Raw genomic sequence first — 20666 nt, 5'->3', positions numbered from 1 at the left:
CTGACGTCCGCACGGCGCAGGGGCCCGGTCACCTTTCAGGTGACCGGGCCCCTCGTTTGCATGAGTCCGGCGCGCCGGGACTGACGAATCTTCATACCGTGTGTTCATGGACCACACGCCTCGCATCCGCACCGTTGTCAGCTGCGCCCTGCTGGTTATCGCCGTCGGCGCGGGCACCACCGCGTGCGGCACCTCCGAAGGCCATCCGCTGTCCGCCAAGCCCTACGACGCGGCCCGGCAGATCGTCTTCAACGGCCCGTCCGGCACCGCCAAGGCCGACCCGGACAAGCCCCTGGAGGTCACCTCCAAGGGCAAGGAGGGCCGCATCACGGACGTGACGGGCAGCGACGCGCGCGGCCACTACCTGGCGGGCGAGCTGTCCGCGGACGGCACCCGCTGGCGCTCCACGGCCCCGCTGACGGCCGGAGCGCGCTACACCGTGAAGGTCTCCACCGAGGACGAGGAGGGCGCGCCCGGGCAGCGCACGCTCACCTTCGAGACCCTCCCGGCCAAGAAGCTCCTGAAGGCCGAGTTCGGCCCGGAGGCGGGCAAGTACGGCGTCGGACAGCCCATCACGGCCGAACTGAGCGCCCCGGTCAAGGACAAGGCGGCCCGCGCGCTCGTGGAGCGCGCCCTGAAGGTGCGCTCGGTGCCCGCGGTGGAGGGCTCCTGGTACTGGGTGGACGACGAGAACCTGCACTTCCGCCCGAAGGCGTACTGGCCCGCCGACGCCACCATCACGGCCACCAGCAACCTCTCCGGCATCAAGGTGGCCGACAAGCTCTACGGGGCCGCCTCCAAGCCCCTGCGGATCACCACGGGCGACCGGGTCGAGGCCGTGACGGACGCCTCCTCGCACTCCATGACCGTCTACCGCAACGGCGAGGAGATCAACACCATGCCGGTCACCACCGGCAAGCCCGGCTGGGAGACCCGCAACGGCATCAAGGTCGTCCTGGGCAAGGAGTACGTCGTACGGATGACGTCCAGCGCCATCGGCGCCGCCGAGTTCTACGACAAGCAGGTGTACTACGCGACGCGCGTCACCTGGAGCGGCGAGTACGTGCACGCCGCGCCGTGGTCCGTGGGCTCGCAGGGGTACGCCAACGTCAGCCACGGCTGCACGGGCATGTCCACCGGCGACGCCGCCTGGTTCTACGAGAACGTCCGCCAGGGCGACATCGTCCGGGTCGTCAACAGCTACGGCGACACGATGGACACGTTCGGGAACGGCTTCGGCGACTGGAACCTGTCCTGGGACAAGTGGCGCAAGGGCAGCGCCCTGCTCACCGGAACGCGTGACGGCGCCGCGCCGGTCGACACGGCACGACTCCGCCCGCAGGTGTGAACGGCGGCGCCACGGCCGACGCGTGAACCGGTACGAGAACCACTCGTACCGGTCATGTCGTGAAGATCACGCCTGGACGGAGAGCCGGGTCCGCAGCAGGCCCGCCAGGGCGTCCGCCAGCTGCACCGGCTCCACCGGAAGGGTCACCGCCGCGTCCGCCCGGCTCCAGGTGGCCAGCCAGGCGTCCTGGGGGCGCCCGATCAGCAGCAGCACGGGCGGGCAGCGGAAGACCTCGTCCTTGATCTGGCGGCAGACGCCCATGCCGCCCGCCGGTACGGCCTCGCCGTCCAGCACGCACACGTCGATGCCGCCCTCGTCCAGCCGTTCCAGTACGGCCGGCAGCGTGGCGCACTCGATGAACTCGACCGGGGGAACGTCGGCGGCCGGCCTGCGCCCCGACGCCAGCAGGACCTGCCTGCGGGTGTTCGCGTCGTCGCTGTAGACCAGGACCGTGGCGGTCGGCTGCATCGTTCCTCCGTGGTGCGTCGGCGGACGTCGGCGTGCGTGGGTCAGGACGGTTCAAGAACCGATGCGCGGATGCTACTCCGTCCGACACCCTGTCAACACCGGTTCGGACAGCGCTTCGATGGGCCGTTCGGGCAGCGCATACGGGCCTGACACTCCGAACGGCACCCCCCGGAGTGAGCGCGAGATAAGCGACCGACATAATGTCGGTCGTGGCGACAGCAACGACAGTAGATACCGGGCACGCGCACCCGTCGGTCAATCGACCGAACCTCACCAGCGTCGGAACCATCATCTGGCTGAGTTCCGAGCTGATGTTCTTCGCGGCCCTCTTCGCGATGTACTTCACCCTGCGATCGGTGACGGGTGCCGAGTTCTGGGCGGAAAAGGCTTCGGCCCTGAACTTCCCGTTCTCGGCCACCAACACCACGATCCTGGTGCTCTCCTCACTCACCTGCCAGCTCGGCGTCTTCGCCGCCGAGCGCGGTGACGTGAAGAAGCTCAGGACCTGGTTCATCATCACGTTCGTGATGGGTGCGATCTTCATCGGCGGCCAGGTGTTCGAGTACACCGAGCTGGTCAAGAAGGACGGCCTCTCGCTGTCCTCGGACCCGTACGGCTCGGTGTTCTACCTGACCACCGGCTTCCATGGCATGCACGTGACGGGCGGTCTCATCGCCTTCCTGTTCGTACTGGGCAGGACGTACGCGGCCAAGAGGTTCACCCACGAGCAGGCAACCGCCGCCATCGTCGTGTCCTATTACTGGCACTTCGTCGATGTCGTCTGGATCGGCCTCTTCGCCACGATCTACATGATCAAGTAGTCGGGGCGCCGGGGTCCGGCCCACCGACCATCCAGCAAGCATCGACGCAGAAGATCCTGACACCGGGGTAATCCGTGAAAAAGCTCTCCGCACGACGACGCCATCCGCTGGCGGCGGTCGTCGTCCTACTCTTCGCGCTGGCGGCCACTGGGGGGCTGTACGCCGCGTTCGCGCCCGCGAGCAAGGCACAGGCCGATGAAACCGCCCAGTCCCTCGCCATCGAGGAGGGCAAGAAGCTCTACACCGTCGGCTGCGCCAGCTGCCACGGAACCGGCGGTCAGGGCACCAGTGACGGCCCCAGCCTGGTCGGCGTCGGCTCCGCGGCCGTCGACTTCCAGGTCGGCACCGGCCGCATGCCCGCCCAGCAGCCCGGCGCCCAGGTGCCGCGCAAGAAGGCGATCTACAAGCAGGCCGAGATCGACCAGCTGGCGGCGTACATCGCCTCCCTCGGCGCCGGTCCGATCACGCCGACCGAGCAGCAGTACAGCCCCGACGGTGCCGACATCGCCCGTGGTGGCGACCTGTTCCGCACCAACTGTGCCCAGTGCCACAACTTCACCGGCGAGGGCGGCGCGCTGACCAAGGGCAAGTTCGCCCCGAGCCTCGAGGGCGTGGACCCCAAGCACGTCTACGAGGCGATGCAGACGGGCCCGCAGAACATGCCCTCCTTCCCGGACACGACCATGCCGGAGAAGGAGAAGAAGGACATCATCGCGTACGTCCAGACCGTGAACGGTGACAAGTCGGAGAGCCCCGGCGGCCTCAAGCTCGGTGGCCTCGGCCCCGTCAGCGAGGGCCTGTTCGGCTGGATCTTCGGTCTGGGCGCTCTGATCGCAGTCGCCATCTGGGTCGCGGCCCACACCGCTAAGGCCAAGAAGTCATGAGTAGCCAAGACAGCCAAAACGAAAAGAACCTGCCGGTAGAGCAGGGCACCGCGCACGGCGCGGTCGAGGTCCACGACGACCCGTTCGCGGACCCGGGGCTGCCGGCCCACAAGCCGCGCATCCAGGACATCGACGAGCGGGCTGCCCGGCGGTCCGAGCGCGTGGTCGCGTTCCTGTTCACGCTGTCGATGCTGGCGACCGTCGCCTTCATCGCCTCCTACGTGATCTTCCCGGTCGACAAGATCGTGTTCATCTGGCCGTTCGGCCACGTGAGCGCGCTCAACTTCGCCCTGGGCTGGACGCTGGGTATCGCCCTCTTCTGCATCGGCGCCGGCGCGGTCCACTGGGCCCGCACGCTGATGTCGGACGTGGAGATCGCCGACGACCGCCACGAGATCCAGGCCTCTCCCGAGGTCAAGGCGAAGGTCATGGCGGACTTCGCGGCCGGTGCCGCCGAGTCCGGCATGGGCCGTCGCAAGCTGATCCGCAACACCATGTTCGGCGCGCTGGCCCTGGTGCCGCTCTCCGGCGTGGTGCTGCTGCGTGACCTCGGTCCGCTGCCGGAGAAGAAGCTCCGCTCCACCCTGTGGGGCAAGGGCAAGCAGCTGATCAACATGAACACGCACCAGCCGCTGCGTCCCGAGGACGTCGCCGTCGGCTCCCTCACCTTCGCCATGCCGGAGGGCCTGAAGGAGGACGACCACAACTTCCAGACCGAGATCGCCAAGTCGGCCCTGATGATCGTGCGGCTCCAGCCGGGCGACATCAAGGACAAGCGCGAGCTGGACTGGTCGCACGAGGGCATCGTCGCCTTCTCGAAGATCTGCACCCACGTGGGCTGCCCGATCTCCCTGTACGAGCAGCAGACGCACCACGTGCTCTGCCCGTGCCACCAGTCCACCTTCGACCTCTCCGACGGCGCCCGCGTCATCTTCGGCCCGGCCGGCCACGCCCTCCCGCAGCTGCGGATCGGCGTGAATGACGAGGGCTTCCTCGAAGCGCTCGGCGACTTCGAAGAGCCCGTCGGTCCTGCCTTCTGGGAGCGCGGATGAGCACCAACGACAAGCGCAAAGCACCCGCCGGCGAGCGGGTGGCCGACTGGGCCGACGGCCGCCTGGGGATCTACTCCCTGGCCAAGGCCAACATGCGCAAGATCTTCCCGGACCACTGGTCCTTCATGCTCGGTGAGATCTGCCTCTACAGCTTCATCATCATCATCCTCACGGGTGTGTACCTGACGATGTTCTTCCACCCGTCGATGAACGAGGTGGAGTACCACGGCAGCTACATCCCGATGCAGGGGCAGCTGATGTCGGAGGCGTACGCCTCCACCCTGAAGATCAGCTTCGACATCCGCGGTGGTCTGCTCATCCGGCAGATCCACCACTGGGCGGCGCTGATCTTCATCGCCGGCATGTTCGTGCACATGATGCGCGTCTTCTTCACGGGCGCCTTCCGCAAGCCGCGCGAGATCAACTGGCTGTTCGGCTTCCTGCTGTTCTTCCTGGGCATGTTCACCGGCTTCACCGGCTACTCGCTCCCGGACGACCTGCTCTCCGGCACCGGTGTCCGCTTCATGCAGGGCGCGATCCTGTCCGTGCCGGTCGTCGGCACGTACCTGTCGATGTTCCTGTTCGGCGGGGAGTTCCCCGGCGGCGACTTCGTGGCCCGGTTCTACTCGGCGCACATCCTGCTGCTCCCGGGCATCATGCTCGGCCTGCTGGTGGCCCACCTGATCCTGGTCTTCTACCACAAGCACACGCAGTTCGAGGGCCCCGGCCGCACGAACAAGAACGTCGTGGGCATGCCGCTGCTGCCGGTCTACATGGCCAAGGCCGGAGGCTTCTTCTTCCTGGTCTTCGGCGTGATCGCGGTGATCGCGGCGATCGCCTCGATCAACCCGATCTGGGCCATCGGCCCGTACCGCCCGGACCAGGTCTCCACCGGCGCCCAGCCCGACTGGTACATGGGCTTCGCCGAAGGCCTGATCCGCGTCATGCCGGGCTGGGAGATCAACGTCTGGGGCCACACGCTGGTCCTCGGCGTGATGATCCCGCTGGTGGTCTTCCCGCTGGTGCTGGCCGCGATCGGCGTCTACCCGTTCGTCGAGTCCTGGATCACCGGCGACAAGCGCGAGCACCACATCGCGCAGCGCCCGCGCAACGCTCCGACGCGCACCGCCTTCGGCGTCGCCTGGATCACCGCGTACATGGTCATGCTCGTCGGTGGCGGCAACGACCTCTGGGCCACGCACTTCCACCTGTCGATCAACTCGATCACCTGGTTCGTACGGATCTTCTTCTTCGTCGGCCCGGTCATCGCGTTCATCGTCACCAAGCGGATCTGCCTCGGCCTCCAGCGCCGGGACCGGGACAAGGTGCTGCACGGTCGCGAGACCGGCATCATCAAGCGCCTGCCGCACGGTGAGTTCGTCGAGGTCCACGAGCAGCTGGAGCCCGGCGCCCGCTACAAGCTCACGGCGCACGAGCAGTACGCGCCCGCCGAGATCGGCGCCACGGTCGACGAGAACGGCGTGGAGCGCAAGGTGAAGCGCTCCGAGAAGCTGCGGGTCAAGCTCAGCAAGGGCTACTACGGCGAGGGGAACCAGATCTCCAAGCCGACCGCCGAGGAGTACCAGGAGATCACCAGCGGCCACGGCCACCACTGATCCCCTGAGCACCACCTGACCTGTCGGTCGCCACGGCGAGAGCCCCGTCCATTCACCGGACGGGGCTCTTTGCCGTACCCGGCGCTCGATAGGGTGGAAGCCCTCACATCCGTACGGACGACACCCGGGAGCGACCATGGGCGCTGTGCACCCCGCTGGAGGCGACACCGCGGCGGGCCGCTCCTGGCCCGGCGTACTGGACTCGCTGCTGAGGGGCCAGGACCAGAGCGCGGACGACACCGCCTGGGCGATGGACCGGATCATGCGCGGCGAGGCCACCGACGCCCAGATCGCCGGGTTCATGGTGGCGCTGCGGGCCAAGGGCGAGACGGTCGAGGAGATCACCGGTCTCGTACGGACCATGTACGCCCACGCCAACGTGATCGACGTGGCGGGGCCCTGCGTGGACATCGTCGGCACCGGCGGCGACGGCGCCAAGACCGTCAACATCTCCACCATGTCCTCGATCGTGGTGGCCGGCACCGGCGTCCGGGTCGTCAAGCACGGCAACCGCGCCGCCTCCTCCGCCTCCGGCTCCTCCGACGTCCTGGAGAAGCTCGGGGTCAACCTCGACCTGACCCCGAGCCGGGTCGCCGAGGTCGCCGTGGAGGCCGGGATCACCATGTGCTTCGCGGTCAGGTTCCACCCGGCGCTGCGGCACGTCGCCGCCGCCCGCGGCCAGCTGGGCATCCGCACCACCTTCAACGTGCTGGGCCCGCTGACCAACCCGGCCCGGGTGAAGGCCCAGGCGGTCGGCGTCGCCGATCCCCGGATGGCGCCGATCGTGGCCGGGGTCTTCGCCGAGCGCGGCAACTCCTCGCTGGTCTTCCGCGGCGACGACGGCCTGGACGAGCTGACCACCACGGCCACCTCGCGGGTCTGGGTGGTGCGCGACGGCGCGGTCAGCGAGCAGGTCTTCGACCCGCGCGACGTGGGCCTGGACCTGGTGCCCGTGGAGGCGCTGCGCGGCGCGGACGCCTCGTACAACGCCGACGTGGCCCGGCGGCTGCTCGCGGGGGAGCGGGGGCCGGTACGGGACGCGGTGCTGCTCAACTCGGCGGCGGCGCTGGTCGCCCTGGAGCCCGGCTCCGGCGACCTGGCCGCCCAGCTGCGCGCGGGCATGGAGCGGGCGGCGCAGTCCATCGACTCCGGCGCCGCGCGGGCGGCCCTGGAGCGCTGGGTCGCCGCCACCCACGCCTGAGCGCCCCTCCCCGCACGCCGGTCGCGTCCGGCCGGGGGTCCACGATGTGGACCCCCGGTTGGGCGCGATCTTCGTCTGTGCCATACTCCTGGCAAGGTCATGAGTGACAGCGATCTAGGCCCCGGCCCGCTGTCCGGCAACCCTCCGTCCGTGGCGGGGTGCCCCGGGTGAAGACCAGGCCGTAGGCAGCGAGGTCTACGGCAAGCGCGGACCCCTGCATGCCCTGGGGTCCTGGTCCTCAAGGGAGCAGTCTCGTGAGCAAGCGAATGCGATAGGGCCCCTCGGCCCCTTTCTCCACCCCTCCTCCGTACGGCCCTCCTTGTCGCCGTGCGTCGAGCAACACCCGTGTGCCGTACGGCAGTCGAGCCGTACCCAGTCGTGCCGCGGGGTCCCCACGCCTCCATTCGCCTTGTCCTGCCGGGAGATGCCGCCATGTCCGCGTACCTGAACGACGCCGCCGCCACCGCCGACTCCGCCGCTGCCGCCGCTTCCGAGGAGCCCTGCTGTGCCGCCCCGCTCCCGGTCCTCGGCCGCGACGTGACCGTCCCGCTGGTCACCGGCGGCGAGGTCAGCTACGCGGCCCTGGACTACGGCGCCAGCGCCCCGGCCCTGCAGCGGGTCTGGGACGACGTGGCCGCCTACGCCCCGTACTACGGCAGCGTGCACCGCGGCGCGGGCTACCTCTCCCAGCTCTCCACCGACCTGTTCGAGAACAGCCGCAGGACCGTCCACGAGTTCCTCGGCTGCCGCCCCGACGACCAGGTCGTCTTCACCCGCTCCACCACCGACTCGCTCAACCTGCTGGCCCGCGCGCTGCCCGCGGACTGCCAGGTCTTCGTCTTCGAGACCGAGCACCACGCCTCGCTGCTGCCCTGGCGCGGCGCCCGCGTCACCTACCTCAACGCCCCCCGCACCCCCCGGCAGGCCGTGGAGACCCTGGAGCGCGCCCTCGCCGCGCGCGAGCCCCACGGCCCCGCCCTGGTCTGCGTCACCGGTGCCTCCAACGTCACCGGTGAGCTCTGGCCGGTGCGCGAGCTGGCGGCGGCCGCTCACGCGCACGGTGCCCGCATCGTGCTCGACGCCGCCCAGCTCGCGCCCCACCACCCGGTCCACATCGGCGAGCTGGACGTCGACTGGGTCGCCTTCTCCGGCCACAAGCTGTACGCGCCGTTCGGCTCGGGCGTGCTCGCCGGGCGGCCCGACTGGCTGCGCGAGGCCGACCCCTACCTGGCCGGCGGCGGCGCCACCCGCAAGGTCGCGCGGGCCGAGGACGGCGGCGTGGACGTGGAGTGGCACCAGAGCGCGGCCCGCCACGAGGCCGGTTCGCCCAACGTGATCGGCGTCTACTCCATCGCCTCGGCCTGCCGCGCCCTCACCGAGGCCGGCTTCGACTCCCTGGTGGAGCGCGAGCAGCACCTGATCGCCAAGGTCCGCGCGGGCCTCGCGGACGTGCCCGAGGTGCGGGTGCTCTCGCTGTTCGGCGACGACTCCCCGCGGGTGGGCGTCATCTCCTTCGTGGTGGAGGGCTGGAACAGCTCGCACTTCGCCGCCGCGCTCTCGGCCGAGTACGGCATCGGCGTGCGCGACGGCCTGTTCTGCGCCCACCCGCTGGTGCGCACCCTGCTCGGCGGCGAGCCGGGCGACCAGGGCGAGTGCGGCGCGCCGGACGCCGAGCCGGGGGAGCGCTCGCTCAACGCGATCCGGGTCAGCTTCGGTGCCGGTACGCCCGACGAGCACCTGGACCGCTTCGTGCGCGCCGTCAAGGAGCTGGTGCGCGACGGCGCCCGCTGGAACTACCGCACCGAGGACGGGCGCTGCGTGCCCGACCGCGGCTGAGGCCGTACCCGTACCCGTACGACGACGAAGGCGCCCGGCACGTGACGTGCCGGGCGCCTTCGGGCGTTCTCCCGTGGCCTAGGAGTCCAGGCCGATCGCGAAGGCCGCCTCCAGGTCGTGCTGGGAGTAGGTGCGGAACGCGACGTGGGTGTCGGTGCCCTCGACGCCCGGGATCTTGCTGATGCGGCCGGGGATGACGTCGGCCAGGTCGTCGTGGCGGGCCACCCGGACCATCGCGATCAGGTCGTACGTACCGGTGACGGAGAAGACCTCGCTGACGCTGTCCAGCGCCGCGATCGACTCGGCGATCTCGGGGATCCGGTCCACGCTGGTCTTGATGAGCACGATCGCGGTGATCACGGTTGGCTTTCTCCCTCGGGCGCCGCTGCTTGGGCCTTCACTGTAGCCCGCCCCCGGAAGCGCCCCCAGGCGTAGAGGAAGCCGACGCCGAAGCCCACCAGGTGGGCCAGGTAGGCGACGCCCGGGCCGCTGCCCGCCGTCCGCGCGGCCAGCCACTGCAGGACGAACCAGAAGACCAGCACGATCCAGGCCGGGAAGCGCAGCGGCAGGAAGAAGAGGAACGGGAAGAGGCTGGTGACGCGCGCCTTGGGGAAGAGGTAGAGGAAGGCGCCGAGCACCCCCGAGATCGCGCCCGAGGCCCCCACCAGGGTCTGGGCGGAGTGGGCGTGCGCGGCGGCGTAGGCGAGTAGCGCGAGGTAACCGCAGCCGAGGTAGAAGAGCGCGAACTCCAGATGGCCCATGCGCTCCTCGGCCATCGCCCCGAACACGTAGAGGAAGAGCATGTTGCCGAGCAGGTGCAGCCAGCTGCCGTGCACGAACAGCGCGGTCAGCGGGGTGACGAGGGCGTGCGGCTCGCTGTTCATCAGCTCCGCGGGGACCACCCCCCAGCGCCGGAAGTACGCGTCCTGCGCCGCCAGCAGGGCGTCCCCGGTGCCGTACACCGGGTTGAGGCCCGAGAGCGGACTGATGAGGAACACCGCGCAGCACAGGGCGATCACGCCGTACGTCACCGAGGGTCCGTGCACGGCCGCCCGGGCCGCCCGCCGCCAATCGATCATGATCAGAGCATGACGTAACGGGACCGAGCGGGACAGGGCGCCTCGCCGCACACGGGGCAGCCGTGAGGCCGTAGGGTTGCGGGCAGGACATCCGCAGTTCGACGGCGCACCGCGGCTCACGCATTCCGGTACGGCGCACGGCGCTCGTACGAGAAAGAGGACGGCGATCCATGACGACGGTACCCCTGCCGACCGCCGAGACCCGCTGGCGCTGCACCCTGTGCGGGAACCTCACCCGCTTCGACGTGACCCGCTCGTCCAAGGTCGTCGAGTACGTCCATCTGGACCTGGCCGGGGAGCCCAAGGTGGAGGAGCGCGAGGTGGTCAGTGAGACCATCGAGTCGGTGCGCTGCCGTTGGTGCAACGCGGTGGACCAGATCGAACTGGTGGACAGGCCGGGCGCCGGCTCCTGAGCGGGCGGCGCGCAAGACAACTGTGGGGTGACGGATCGTGGAGCAGCCGGAGAGCGGCGCCGAACCGGCCGGCTCGGCCGGCGACGCCGCCGAGGCGCTCGACCGACCGCTGCCCGAAGGGGTGCGGCGCCGGGTCGTCGCGCTCGTCTCGGACGCGTTCGGCGGCCTGACGGTCGCCGAACTGCCGTCCCAGCTGCGGCAGTACGCCCGGTTCACGCCGAGCCGCCGCGCCAAGTTCGCGGGCAACGCGATGGCCGCGGCGCTGGAGGGCGACCCGCTCTTCCGCCAGCGGATCGGCGAGCGGCTCAAGGAGACCCAGCCGGAGCTGGCCGGGGCCGTCGAGGCCGGCTCCCCGCCCGCCGCCGCCGACCCCGAGGACGTCGCGGCGGCGGCCTACGTACTGCGCCCCGCGGGCTGGGTGAAGCTCGTCGCGGCGGCCGGCGAGGAGGCCCAGCGGGCCGACGCCGAGCGGGCCGACGAGGCCGGGCGGCGCGAGCTGGAGCGGCTGCGCGAGGAGCTGGCCGACGCCCGCGCGCACACCCGCACCGAGACCGAGCGGCTGCGCGCCGACCTGGACGTGGCCCGGCGCGAGGCGGAGTCGCTCCAGCGCAAGCTGCGCAGCGCCCAGGCCGACGTCAAGCGCGGTGAGGCGGCACTGCGCCGCAGCCACGAGGAGATCGACGGCATCCGGGCCGAGGCGGCCGCCCAGGTGTCCGCCGCCGAGAGCGAGGGCCGGCGGCTCAAGGCCCGCCTCGGCGAGGCCGAGGCCAGCGTGGAGTCGGCCCGCCGGGCCGCCCGCGAGGGCCGCTCGGTGGAGGACATGCGGCTGCGGCTGCTGCTCGACACCGTGCTCGACGCGGCCCAGGGACTGCGCCGCGAACTGGCCCTGCCGCCCGCCTCGGTGCGCCCCGCGGACACCGTCGACGCGGTGGAGCCCGGCCGGATGTCGCCCAAGGACATCGCGGCCCGCGCCCTGTCCGAGACCGACCCGGCGCTCCTGGACCAGCTGCTCGCGCTGCCGCAGGCGCACCTGGTCGTGGACGGCTACAACGTGACCAAGACCGGCTACCCGACGATGCCGCTGGAGAAGCAGCGGCTGCGGCTGCTCGGCGGGCTCGCCATGGTGGCCGCGCAGACCGGTGCCGAGGTCACCTGCGTCTTCGACGGCGCGGAGCTGGCCGCGCCGGTGCTGCTGGCGCCGCCGCGCGGGGTGCGGGTGCTGTTCTCCAAGGCGGGTGTGACCGCCGACGAGCTGATCCGCCAGCTGGTGCGGGCCGAGCCGCCGGGGCGGCCGGTCATCGTGGTCTCCACCGACCGCGAGGTGGCCGACGGCGTCGCCAAGGCGGGGGCGCGCCCTGTGGCGTCCCTGATGCTGCTGAAGCGGCTTTCGCGCGTCTCGTAACTCCTGCGCGCAATGACCGGATTGGCGGCACTCCTGACCGACACACGGTCAAGTGGCCATCACTGCGCGTGTGACGACTGTAAAAAGTGCGCTTCATGAGCCTGATTTTTCGCATGAGGATTTGAACCGATCACAACTCGGTCACTAAGGTCATGGCTCGAACCTTCGCGCGGTAGATCATCCATCCGGGGTGTCAAGCGAAGGGGCCGCCACGTCCGCGCAGTTCGGCGGCTCTGAGGAAGAAGGAGCCGTCCTTCGTGGCGTCCCACCGTCGACCCAAGCAGCCGAGCCGTACCCGCGTGACCGTGCTGACCGCGACCGCCGCCGCTGCCGTGGCGCTCAGCTCGCAGGCCGCCAGCGCGGCGCCGTCCAAGCCCAGCAAGGACGAGGTCAAGAGCAAGGTCGACGAGCTGTACCACCAGGCGGAGAAGTCCACCGAGGAGTACAACGGCGCCAAGGAGAAGCAGACCACCCTCCAGAAGGAGGTGGCGCAGCTCCAGGACCAGGTCGCCCGCGGCCAGGCCGAGCTCAACACCCTGCGCGACGGCATCGGTTCGGTGGCCAGCGCCCAGTACCGCTCCGGCGGCCTGGACCCGTCCATCGCCCTCTTCCTCTCGGCCGACCCGGACACCTACCTCGACAAGGCCTCCGCGATCGACCAGCTCGGCGCCAAGCAGGCCGAGGCCCTCGGGACCATCCAGGCCAAGCAGCGGACCCTGGCGCAGAAGCGCGCCGAGGCCACCCGCAAGCTCTCCGACCTCGAGGACGTCCGCAAGACGCTGGGCGAGAAGAAGCGGTCCTTCCAGGCCAAGCTCGCCGAGGCGCAGAAGCTCCTCAACACCCTGACCGCCGCCGAGCGCGCCAAGATGCAGCAGGACGAGAACCGCGCCAGCCGCGACGCCGGCGAGCGGGTGAACCTCGGCAACGAGAAGCCCGGCTCGGGCCGCGGCGCCGCCGCCCTGCAGGCCGCCGCCAGCCAGGTCGGCAAGCCGTACGTGTCCGGTGCCGAGGGCCCCAACTCGTACGACTGCTCCGGCCTCACCCAGTGGTCCTTCCGGCAGGTCGGGGTCTCCATAACCCGGACCACCTACACCCAGATCAACGACGGCAGCCCGGTCAGCTTCAGCCAGCTGGCCCCCGGCGACCTGGTGTTCTTCAACGGGCTCGCGCACGTCGGCTTCTACGCGGGCAACGGCATGGTGCTGCACGCCCCCAAGCCCGGCGCCTCCGTCCGCTACGAGAAGATGAGCTACCTGGGCAGCTTCTACGGCGCCCGGCGGATCTGACCTCCTTCCCGCACCGTCCCCCGCGACACGTCGTAAAGGCCGCCCAATCGGGCGAATTACGACGCACCCCGCTGACGCCGCGCCCCGTCGGTGACCTGTGGTCACTGGCGGGGCGTCACTTTGCGTGCCCGGAACGGTCTTTGGCCGCCGCGTGTTCGTCCGGCTACTGTCTGCCGCCTGACAGACCTGCGTACGAGCCGTAAGGGAGCGAACTGTGGCGTCGCACCGCCGACCCCCGCAGCCCGGCCTCAACCGGGGCGCGACGGTCACCGTCCTCTCCGCGGCGGCCGCGACCGCCGCCGCCGCGCTCGGCGCCGCCCCGGCGAGCGCCGACCCGCGCGACAGCACCGAGGCCACCCGCGCCAAGGTCGACCGGCTCTACGAGCAGGCCGAACAGGCCACCGAGGGGTTCAACAAGGCCGACGACCGCGCCAAGCAGCTGCGCCGCGAGGTCGCCCAGAGCCAGGACAAGATGGCCCGCGCCCAGGAGCGGATCAACACCATGCGCGGGGCGCTGGGCTCGGTGGCGGGCGCCCAGTACCGCTCGGGCGGCATGGACCCCGCGCTCGCGCTGCTGCTCTCCGAGGACCCCGACAGCTACCTGGACAAGGCCGCCACCCTGGAGCGGGTCAGCGAGCGGCAGGCCGACGACCTCCAGGAACTCCGGCGCGAGCAGCGGGCCCTGAACCAGGAGCGCGCCGAGGCCATGCGGGACCTCGCCGAACTGGAGCGCACCCGGGTCGCGGTGGCCCGCCACAAGCGGGTCGTCGAGGGCAAGCTCGCCGAGGCGCGCCGGCTGCTCAACGCGCTGCCGTCCGCCGAGCGCGAGGCCATCGACCGGGCCTCCCGCTCCGGCCGCACCGCGCTGCCCCCGCTGTCCGGCCAGGCGCCGTCCTCGTCGCGGGCGGCCGCCGCGCTGATGGCGGCCCGGCAGGCCGTGGGGCGCCCCTACGTGTGGGGCGCCAACGGCCCGTCCGGATTCGACTGCTCCGGCCTGATGCAGTGGTCCTACGGACAGGCGGGCGTCGGCCTGCCGCGCACCTCGCAGGCCCAGCGCTACGCGGGCCGCCAGGTCTCCCTCGCCGACGCCGAGCCCGGCGACCTGGTCGCCTACCGCGACGACGCCAGCCACATCGGGATGTACGCGGGCAACGGCCAGGTGATCCACGCCCCCTACCCGGGCGCGCCGGTGCGCTACGACCCCGTGGGGATGATGCCGATCTCCTCGGTGACGCGCGTGTGAGCCGCTGACCGTACGATCGGGGGAATGGCGGACCAGGGGCGAGGACCAAGGACGGCGGCGGGCACCCTCGCGGCGATGCTGCTCGCCCTGTCCGGCTGCGCGGCCCCCGGCACCGCCGACGACGGCCGCGCGGAGATCCAGACCGTGCTCGACCGCCGGGCCGCCGCCGTCCTCGCTCACGACTCCGCGGCCTACCTCGCCGAGGCCGACCCGGCCACCCGCGGCCTGCGCGAGCGCGAGCTGCGCGACTTCGACAACCTCGCCGACCTGCCGCTCGGCTCCTGGGCCTACCGGCTGACCGGGGTGCGCCGCGACGGCGCCCGGGCCAGCGCCGACGCCGAACTCAGCTACCGCATCAAGGGGTACGACACCGGTCCGGTCAGCACCACCCGGCGGCTGACCCTGGTGGAGCGGTCAGGACGCTGGTACGTGAGCGGGGACCGGCCCGCCGACGGCGCCGCCCAGCAGCTCTGGCAGCAGGGCGACATCGAGGTGGTACGGGGCGAGCGCAGCCTGGTCCTCGGGGTCGGCCAGCCCTCCGCCCGGCTGCGCGGGATCGCCGACGTCGCCGACGCGGCGGTGCCCGCGGTGTCGGCGGCCTGGCCCGGCAGCTGGGCCGGGCGCGTGGTGGTCCTGGTGCCCGCCTCACTGGACGCGATGGGCGCCCTGCTCGGGGCGGAGCCGGCCGGCTACCGGGGCATCGCGGCCGTCACCACCGGGGAGACCGGCGGCGCGCCGGACGCGCCCGCGGACCGGGTGATCGTCAACCCCGAGGCGTACGGCATGCTCGGCGACTTCGGCCAGCGCATCGTGCTCACCCACGAGACGGCCCACGTGGCCACCCGCACCGCCACCTCGCCGTCCACGCCCATGTGGCTCTCCGAGGGCTTCGCCGACTGGGCCGCCTACCGCGACACGGGCCGTGGCGCCGGGCAGGCCGCGCCCGAGCTGCGCCGCGCGGTCCGGGACGGCCGGGGGCCCGCCGAGCTGCCCACCGACCACGACTTCGCGTTCGGCGGCGACGCGGACGCCCTGGCCCGCGCCTACGAGGGCGGCTGGCTGGCCTGCGAGCTGATCGCCGACGAGTGGGGCGAGGAGAAGCTGACCGCGTTCTACCGCGCGGTCGGCGCCCACCCGAGCCGGGACGGCGCGGTGGAGAAGGCCCTCGCGGACGTCCTGGGCACCACGCCGCCCGAGTTCACCGAGCGCTGGCGGGACTACCTGCGCGACCGGCTCGGCTGAGCCGCCGTCAGCGCGACAGCAGCTCCTTGGCGTCGGACGCCTGGGCCGGCACCCCCGCCGCCTCCCGCGCCGCCCGGCGCGGCTCGGCGACCGTCTGGCGCCACAGCACCCGGCAGGCGCTCACCGAGGCCGCCACCAGCAGGCCGTTGCGCGCCAGCAGCAGCACCAGGCCCAGCGGGTCGCTGTCGACCACGTGCGAGAACCAGATCGGGAACTCCAGCAGCGTCATGCCCGCCGCGAGCAGCACCAGGCGCACCGGGCGCTCCATCCGGCTGGAGCGGTACACCAGGCACACCGCCGCCAGGCCCACCAGCCAGATCAGGTACTGCGGGCTGATCACCCGGCTGGTGGTGGTGAACAGCAGCACCGCGCAGAACGCCGCGTCGGCCACCGTGGTCGTGCCGAACTCCCGCGCCCGCAGCCGCCACAGCAGCAGCCAGCCGAACGCGACGGCCGTCAGCACCATCGCCAGCGTGCTCACCAGCGGGACGTACGGGCCGATGAACTCCACCGAGCCGTAGTTCAGCAGCACCTGCCCCTCCCAGCCGAAGTGCCGGGCCACGTGGAAGACCAGCGAGCCCAGCGACTCCACCTCGGTGCCCCGGTCCCGCTGGAACGTCAGGAACGCCAGCGCCCCCGGCATCGCCGCCGAGAACAGCAGCAGCAGGGCCGCGCCCACCGCCGCGGCTGTCGCCCAGGCCCGGCGGGTCGCCCGGCCGCGCGCCGTGCCCGCGAGCACCAGCGCGGGCCACACCTTCAGCACCGCGCCGAACGCCGCCAGCGCGCCCAGCGCGCGCGGGTGCCGCACCGCCGCCAGCACCGCCGCCACCGCGACGGCCGTGACCATCAGGTCGTAGCGGGCGTACGCGGTCGGGCCGAGCAGCGGCACGCCCGCCACCCACACCCACGTGCCCCGGAGCGAGCGGCCCCGCCTGCGGCCGGTGCGCAGCAGCAGCCCGAAGACCAGCGCGTCGCTCAGGAACGCCAGTACGAAGAAGGCCGAGGCGTAGTCGAGGAAGGGCAGCAGCCCGGGGGAGAGCACCGCCAGCGCGGCGGCCGGCGGGTACTGCCAGGTGACGTCGTCCAGCGGATAGGTGCCGGTCCTCAGCACCTCGTACCAGCCCTGGTAGATCACCGAGATGTCGCTGGTGACGTCCGGGCCCGGGAGCACCAGGACCTTGAAGACGCAGAGCAGCAGCAGGGTCCGGGTCGCGGCCCAGGTCGCGACCGGGGCTCTCAGGCCCTTCGCGTCCGTCATTTCCACCCCGTGGGTCGTGGGTCGTGGTCGAGTGTCGGCTGTCGTGTGCGTGCGGTGTCCGCGCACATGATGCCCGGCCGGGAGGGGAGAGGGCGATCAGGCATGGCCGGTTCCCGGCCGCGTCGCGGTACTGTCTGCGGCGATGCACAAGACGCTGATCGTGACCAATGACTTCCCGCCCCGGCCCGGTGGCATCCAGGCGTTCCTGCACAACATGGCGCTGCGCCTGGACCCCTCGGACATCGTGGTCTACGCCTCCACCTGGAAGCGCGGCCGCGAGGGGACCGAGGCGACGGCCGCCTTCGACGCCGAACAGCCGTTCACCGTCGTGCGCGACCGCACCACGATGCTGCTGCCCACCCCCCGGGTCACCCGGCGCGCGGTGGAGCTGCTGCGGGAGCACGGGTGCACCTCGGTGTGGTTCGGGGCGGCCGCCCCGCTGGGCCTGATGGGGCCCGCGCTGCGCCGCGCCGGGGCCACCCGGCTGGTCGCCACCACGCACGGGCACGAGGCCGGCTGGGCCCAGCTGCCCGCCGCCCGGCAGCTCCTGCGCCGCATCGGCGAGGGCACCGACACCTTCACCTACCTGGGCGAGTACACCCGCTCGCGGATCGCCTCCGCCCTCACCCCGGCCGCCGCCGCCCGCATGGTCCAGCTGCCGCCCGGCGTCGACGAGAAGACCTTCCACCCCGGCTCCGGCGGCGACGCCGTGCGGGCCCGGCTCGGCCTCACCGACCGCCCGGTCGTCGTCTGCGTCTCGCGGCTGGTGCCGCGCAAGGGCCAGGACACCCTGATCGAGGCGATGCCCGCGATCCTGCGGAAGGTGCCGGACGCGGTGCTGCTCGTGGTGGGCGGCGGCCCCTACGAGGCGGACCTGCGCAAGCTGGCGGTGGCGACCGGCGTGTCCGGTTCCGTGCGGTTCACCGGGGCGGTGCCGTGGGCGGAGCTGCCCGCGCACTACGGCGCCGGGGACGTCTTCGCCATGCCGTGCCGCACGCGCCGGGGCGGCCTGGACGTGGAGGGCCTCGGCATCGTCTACCTGGAGGCGTCCGCCACGGGCCTGCCGGTGGTGGCGGGGGACTCCGGCGGGGCGCCGGACGCGGTGCTGGACGGGGAGACGGGGTGGGTGGTGCGCGGCGGGTCGCCCGAGGAGGCGGCGGAGCGCGTCGTCACCCTGCTCGGTGACGGGGAGCTGAGGGCGCGGATGGGGGAGAGGGGGAGGGCCTGGGTCGAGGAGAAATGGCGCTGGGACCTCCTGGCGGAGCGCCTGAAGGAACTCTTGTAGCCGCACACGCCTCCAGTCCAGCCGCTCCGGCGTTTGAGGAGCGGGGGTCTGGGGGCTGGCCCCCAGGACCGGGCCCTGTATCCGCCGGAGGCTTTCGGGAAGGGGTGGGGTGGGGTACGTGTCTTGGGCCCGGGCCCACGAGGACCTGAGGGGACCCGGGGTGCGGGCTTGGGAAGTCCCCTACCCGCCCCTTCCCGAAAGCCCCCGGCGGCGAGAGGGGCGGGGAGTTGACCTCGGCAGGTCGTGCCCCGGGTCCGTCCTCAAGCGCCGGACGGGCTGGAATCGCGGGGTGGGCCCGAGCGCTGGAACGGCTGGTTTCCCCGGGCGGGCCCGAGGGGTCTCCGGGTGGCCCGGAGTCTTGGTTACGGGTGGTAGATCGCTTCGATCTCGTCAGCGAAGTCCTTCGCCACCACGTTCCGCTTCAGCTTCAGCGACGGCGTGATGTGCCCCGCCTCCTCGGTGAACTGGCTCGGCAGGACGCGGAACTTGCGCACCGACTCCGCCTTCGACACCGCCGCGTTCCCGTCGTCCACCGCCCGCTGCACCTCCGCGAGCAGCTCCGGGTCGTCGCGCAGCGAGGCGGCCGTGGCGTCGGACGGCTTGCCGTGTTCGGCGGCCCAGCGGCCCAGGAACTCCTCGTCGAGGGTGACCAGCGCGCCGACGAACGGGCGCCCGTCGCCGACCACCATGCACTCCGCGACCAGCGCGTGCGCCCGGATGCGGTCCTCGATCACGGCCGGGGCGACGTTCTTGCCGCCCGCCGTCACCAGGATCTCCTTCTTGCGGCCGGTGATCGCGAGGTAACCGTCCTCGTCGAGGGTGCCGATGTCCCCGGTGTGGAACCAGCCGTCGGCCAGCGCCTCGGCCGTGGCCGCCTCGTTGTTCCAGTAGCCGGTGAAGAGGTGCTCGCCGTGCAGCAGCACCTCGCCGTCGTCGGCGATGCGCACCACCGAGCCGGGCAGCGGCTGGCCGACCGTGCCGATCTTCTGCCGGTCCCAGGGGTTGAAGGCGGTCGCCGCGCAGGACTCGGTCAGGCCGTAGCCCTCCAGGACGGTGAAGCCGATGCCCCGGTAGAAGTGGCCCAGCCGCTCGCCCAGCGGGGCGCCGCCGGAGATCGCGTACTCCCCGCGCCCGCCGAGCACGGCGCGCAGCTTGCCGTACACCAGCTTGTCGAAGAGCTTGTGCCGCAGCTTCAGGCCGAGGGACGGGCCCTGCGGGGTGCCCAGCGCGCGGCTGTAGGCGATCGCGGTGTGCGCGGCCCGGTCGAAGATCCTGCCCTTGCCGTCGGCCTGGGCCTTGGCCCGCGCCGAGTTGTAGACCTTCTCGAAGACGCGCGGCACGCCGAGGATCAGCGTCGGCCGGAAGGAGGCCAGTTCGTCGGTGAGGTTCTTGATGTCCGGTACGCAGCCGAGGCGGATCGGCGCCATCACGGACGCGATCTCCACCAGCCGGCCGAAGACGTGCGCGGCCGGCAGGAAGAGCAGCACCGAGCACTCGCCGGTGCGGAACAGCGGCTTGAGCCGCTCCACCACGTTGCCGCACTCGGCGAAGAAGGCGCGGTGGGTCAGCACGCAGCCCTTGGGGCGGCCGGTGGTGCCCGAGGTGTAGACGATGGTGGCCGGGTCGTCGGCCTTGGCGGCGGCGCTGTGCTCGTCGACGGTCTCCTCGGAGACCCCGGCCCCGGCGGCGACCAGCTCGTCGACCCCGCCCTTGTCGATCTGCCACACGTCGCGCAGCCCGGGCAGCCGGTCGCGCACCGACTCCACGGCGGCGCTGTGCGCATCGCTCTCCACCAGCACCGCGACGGCGCCGGAGTCGCCCAGGATCCACTGGACCTGCTCGGCCGAGCTGGTCTCGTACACCGGCACGGTGACGGCGCCCGCGGTCCAGATGGCGAAGTCGAGGAGGACCCACTCGTAGCGGGTGCGGGACATCAGGGCGACCCGGTCGCCGGGGCGCACGCCGGAGGCGATCAGGCCCTTGGCGGCGGCGCGGACCTCGGCCAGGAACTGGGTGGCGGTGACGTCCGCCCAGGCACCGGCGACCTTGCGGGCGACGACGGCGACCTCTGGGTGCTGCGTGGCATTGCGGCGGATCAGATCCGTCAGGTTGCCGTCCGTGGGGACCTCGTACAGGGCCGGAAGGCTGAACTCGCGCAAGACTGCTGCTCCTCATCGGGCGCCGGCGCCACGGCTCTGTGTGATGCACCGGCTGCGGTCCAAGATCGGGCAG

General features: G+C 71.8%; 18 protein-coding genes and 1 riboswitch. Of the genes, 13 read left to right on the top strand and 5 right to left on the bottom strand.

The window, feature by feature from the left end; translation table 11 throughout:
• The first annotated feature begins 106 nt into the window (after nucleotides 1-106).
• On the top strand, nucleotides 107-1348 hold the full coding sequence (locus ABT160_RS28285) for a L,D-transpeptidase (protein WP_351650674.1): 1242 nt from the start codon (nucleotides 107-109) through the stop codon (nucleotides 1346-1348).
• Between the two features lie 66 nt (nucleotides 1349-1414).
• On the opposite strand, the gene ABT160_RS28280 is transcribed toward ABT160_RS28285, so the two are convergent.
• Nucleotides 1415-1816 (bottom strand): DNA-binding transcriptional response regulator, encoded by a 402-nt coding sequence (locus tag ABT160_RS28280; RefSeq protein WP_351650673.1) that lies wholly within the window; start codon nucleotides 1814-1816, stop codon nucleotides 1415-1417.
• 200 nt (nucleotides 1817-2016) lie between these two features.
• Here ABT160_RS28280 and ctaE point away from each other — a divergent pair, with 200 nt between their 5' ends.
• The 6 genes from ctaE (at nucleotide 2017) to ABT160_RS28250 (ending at nucleotide 9226) form a co-directional block, all read left to right on the top strand.
• Nucleotides 2017-2637 (top strand): aa3-type cytochrome oxidase subunit III, encoded by a 621-nt coding sequence (gene ctaE / locus ABT160_RS28275; RefSeq protein ID WP_351650672.1) that lies wholly within the window; start codon nucleotides 2017-2019, stop codon nucleotides 2635-2637.
• Between the two features lie 74 nt (nucleotides 2638-2711).
• The gene (gene qcrC, locus ABT160_RS28270) at nucleotides 2712-3521 is read left to right on the top strand and encodes a cytochrome bc1 complex diheme cytochrome c subunit (RefSeq protein ID WP_351650670.1); all 810 of its coding nucleotides are present in this window, start codon (nucleotides 2712-2714) and stop codon (nucleotides 3519-3521) included.
• A complete protein-coding gene (gene qcrA, locus ABT160_RS28265; protein ID WP_351650669.1) occupies nucleotides 3518-4573 on the top strand; it encodes a cytochrome bc1 complex Rieske iron-sulfur subunit in 1056 nt (351 codons plus the stop codon). Before qcrC ends, qcrA begins: the two co-directional genes overlap by 4 nt.
• Nucleotides 4570-6189 (top strand): cytochrome bc1 complex cytochrome b subunit, encoded by a 1620-nt coding sequence (gene qcrB / locus ABT160_RS28260; protein WP_351650668.1) that lies wholly within the window; start codon nucleotides 4570-4572, stop codon nucleotides 6187-6189. The genes qcrA and qcrB overlap by 4 nt, the downstream gene beginning before the upstream one ends.
• Nucleotides 6190-6325: 136 nt before the next feature.
• Nucleotides 6326-7390, top strand: a complete 1065-nt coding sequence (trpD, locus tag ABT160_RS28255; RefSeq protein ID WP_351650667.1) for an anthranilate phosphoribosyltransferase — start codon at nucleotides 6326-6328, stop codon at nucleotides 7388-7390.
• A 95-nt stretch (nucleotides 7391-7485) separates the two neighbouring features.
• A riboswitch (SAM riboswitch) is annotated at nucleotides 7486-7603 on the top strand.
• A gap of 219 nt (nucleotides 7604-7822) precedes the next feature.
• Complete coding sequence (locus ABT160_RS28250) at nucleotides 7823-9226, top strand: aminotransferase class V-fold PLP-dependent enzyme (protein ID WP_351650666.1); 1404 nt, start codon at nucleotides 7823-7825, stop codon at nucleotides 9224-9226.
• A gap of 78 nt (nucleotides 9227-9304) precedes the next feature.
• Here ABT160_RS28250 and ABT160_RS28245 read toward each other — a convergent pair whose 3' ends face one another.
• The gene (locus tag ABT160_RS28245; RefSeq protein WP_161699606.1) at nucleotides 9305-9586 is read right to left on the bottom strand and encodes an Lrp/AsnC family transcriptional regulator; all 282 of its coding nucleotides are present in this window, start codon (nucleotides 9584-9586) and stop codon (nucleotides 9305-9307) included.
• Nucleotides 9583-10305 (bottom strand): rhomboid family intramembrane serine protease, encoded by a 723-nt coding sequence (locus ABT160_RS28240; RefSeq protein WP_351650664.1) that lies wholly within the window; start codon nucleotides 10303-10305, stop codon nucleotides 9583-9585. Before ABT160_RS28240 ends, ABT160_RS28245 begins: the two co-directional genes overlap by 4 nt.
• 170 nt (nucleotides 10306-10475) lie before the next feature.
• Here ABT160_RS28240 and ABT160_RS28235 point away from each other — a divergent pair, with 170 nt between their 5' ends.
• The 5 genes from ABT160_RS28235 to ABT160_RS28215 all read left to right on the top strand — a co-directional run bounded on the left by ABT160_RS28235 (nucleotide 10476) and on the right by ABT160_RS28215 (nucleotide 15891).
• Nucleotides 10476-10718: a hypothetical protein gene (locus ABT160_RS28235; protein WP_351650663.1), complete on the top strand. Its 243-nt coding sequence runs from the start codon at nucleotides 10476-10478 to the stop codon at nucleotides 10716-10718.
• A gap of 37 nt (nucleotides 10719-10755) precedes the next feature.
• Nucleotides 10756-12120: an NYN domain-containing protein gene (locus tag ABT160_RS28230; RefSeq protein WP_351650662.1), complete on the top strand. Its 1365-nt coding sequence runs from the start codon at nucleotides 10756-10758 to the stop codon at nucleotides 12118-12120.
• A 257-nt stretch (nucleotides 12121-12377) separates the two neighbouring features.
• Nucleotides 12378-13406 (top strand): C40 family peptidase, encoded by a 1029-nt coding sequence (locus tag ABT160_RS28225; RefSeq protein ID WP_351650661.1) that lies wholly within the window; start codon nucleotides 12378-12380, stop codon nucleotides 13404-13406.
• A 214-nt stretch (nucleotides 13407-13620) separates the two neighbouring features.
• A complete protein-coding gene (locus tag ABT160_RS28220; RefSeq protein WP_351650660.1) occupies nucleotides 13621-14649 on the top strand; it encodes a C40 family peptidase in 1029 nt (342 codons plus the stop codon).
• Nucleotides 14650-14673: 24 nt separating this feature from the next.
• Nucleotides 14674-15891 carry a gluzincin family metallopeptidase gene (locus tag ABT160_RS28215; protein WP_351650659.1) on the top strand — a complete coding sequence of 406 codons (1218 nt, stop codon included), beginning with the start codon at nucleotides 14674-14676 and terminating at the stop codon, nucleotides 15889-15891.
• A gap of 7 nt (nucleotides 15892-15898) precedes the next feature.
• Here the strand turns inward: ABT160_RS28215 and ABT160_RS28210 are convergent, their stop codons facing one another.
• Entirely contained in the window at nucleotides 15899-17149 is a 1251-nt protein-coding gene (locus ABT160_RS28210) for a glycosyltransferase 87 family protein (RefSeq protein ID WP_351650658.1), read from the bottom strand.
• 142 nt (nucleotides 17150-17291) lie between these two features.
• On the opposite strand from ABT160_RS28210, the gene ABT160_RS28205 reads away from it, so the two are divergent.
• A complete protein-coding gene (locus ABT160_RS28205; protein WP_351650657.1) occupies nucleotides 17292-18434 on the top strand; it encodes a glycosyltransferase family 4 protein in 1143 nt (380 codons plus the stop codon).
• A gap of 362 nt (nucleotides 18435-18796) precedes the next feature.
• Here the strand turns inward: ABT160_RS28205 and ABT160_RS28200 are convergent, their stop codons facing one another.
• The gene (locus ABT160_RS28200) at nucleotides 18797-20593 is read right to left on the bottom strand and encodes an AMP-dependent synthetase/ligase (protein WP_351650656.1); all 1797 of its coding nucleotides are present in this window, start codon (nucleotides 20591-20593) and stop codon (nucleotides 18797-18799) included.
• Nucleotides 20594-20666 lie beyond the last annotated feature (73 nt).

This window comes from Streptomyces sp. NPDC001941 (assembly GCF_040296945.1).
Taxonomy (GTDB): Bacteria; Actinomycetota; Actinomycetes; order Streptomycetales; family Streptomycetaceae; genus Streptomyces.
Note: the sequence above shows the minus strand (reverse complement) of the source record. Positions and strands in the feature narration are given on the sequence as shown.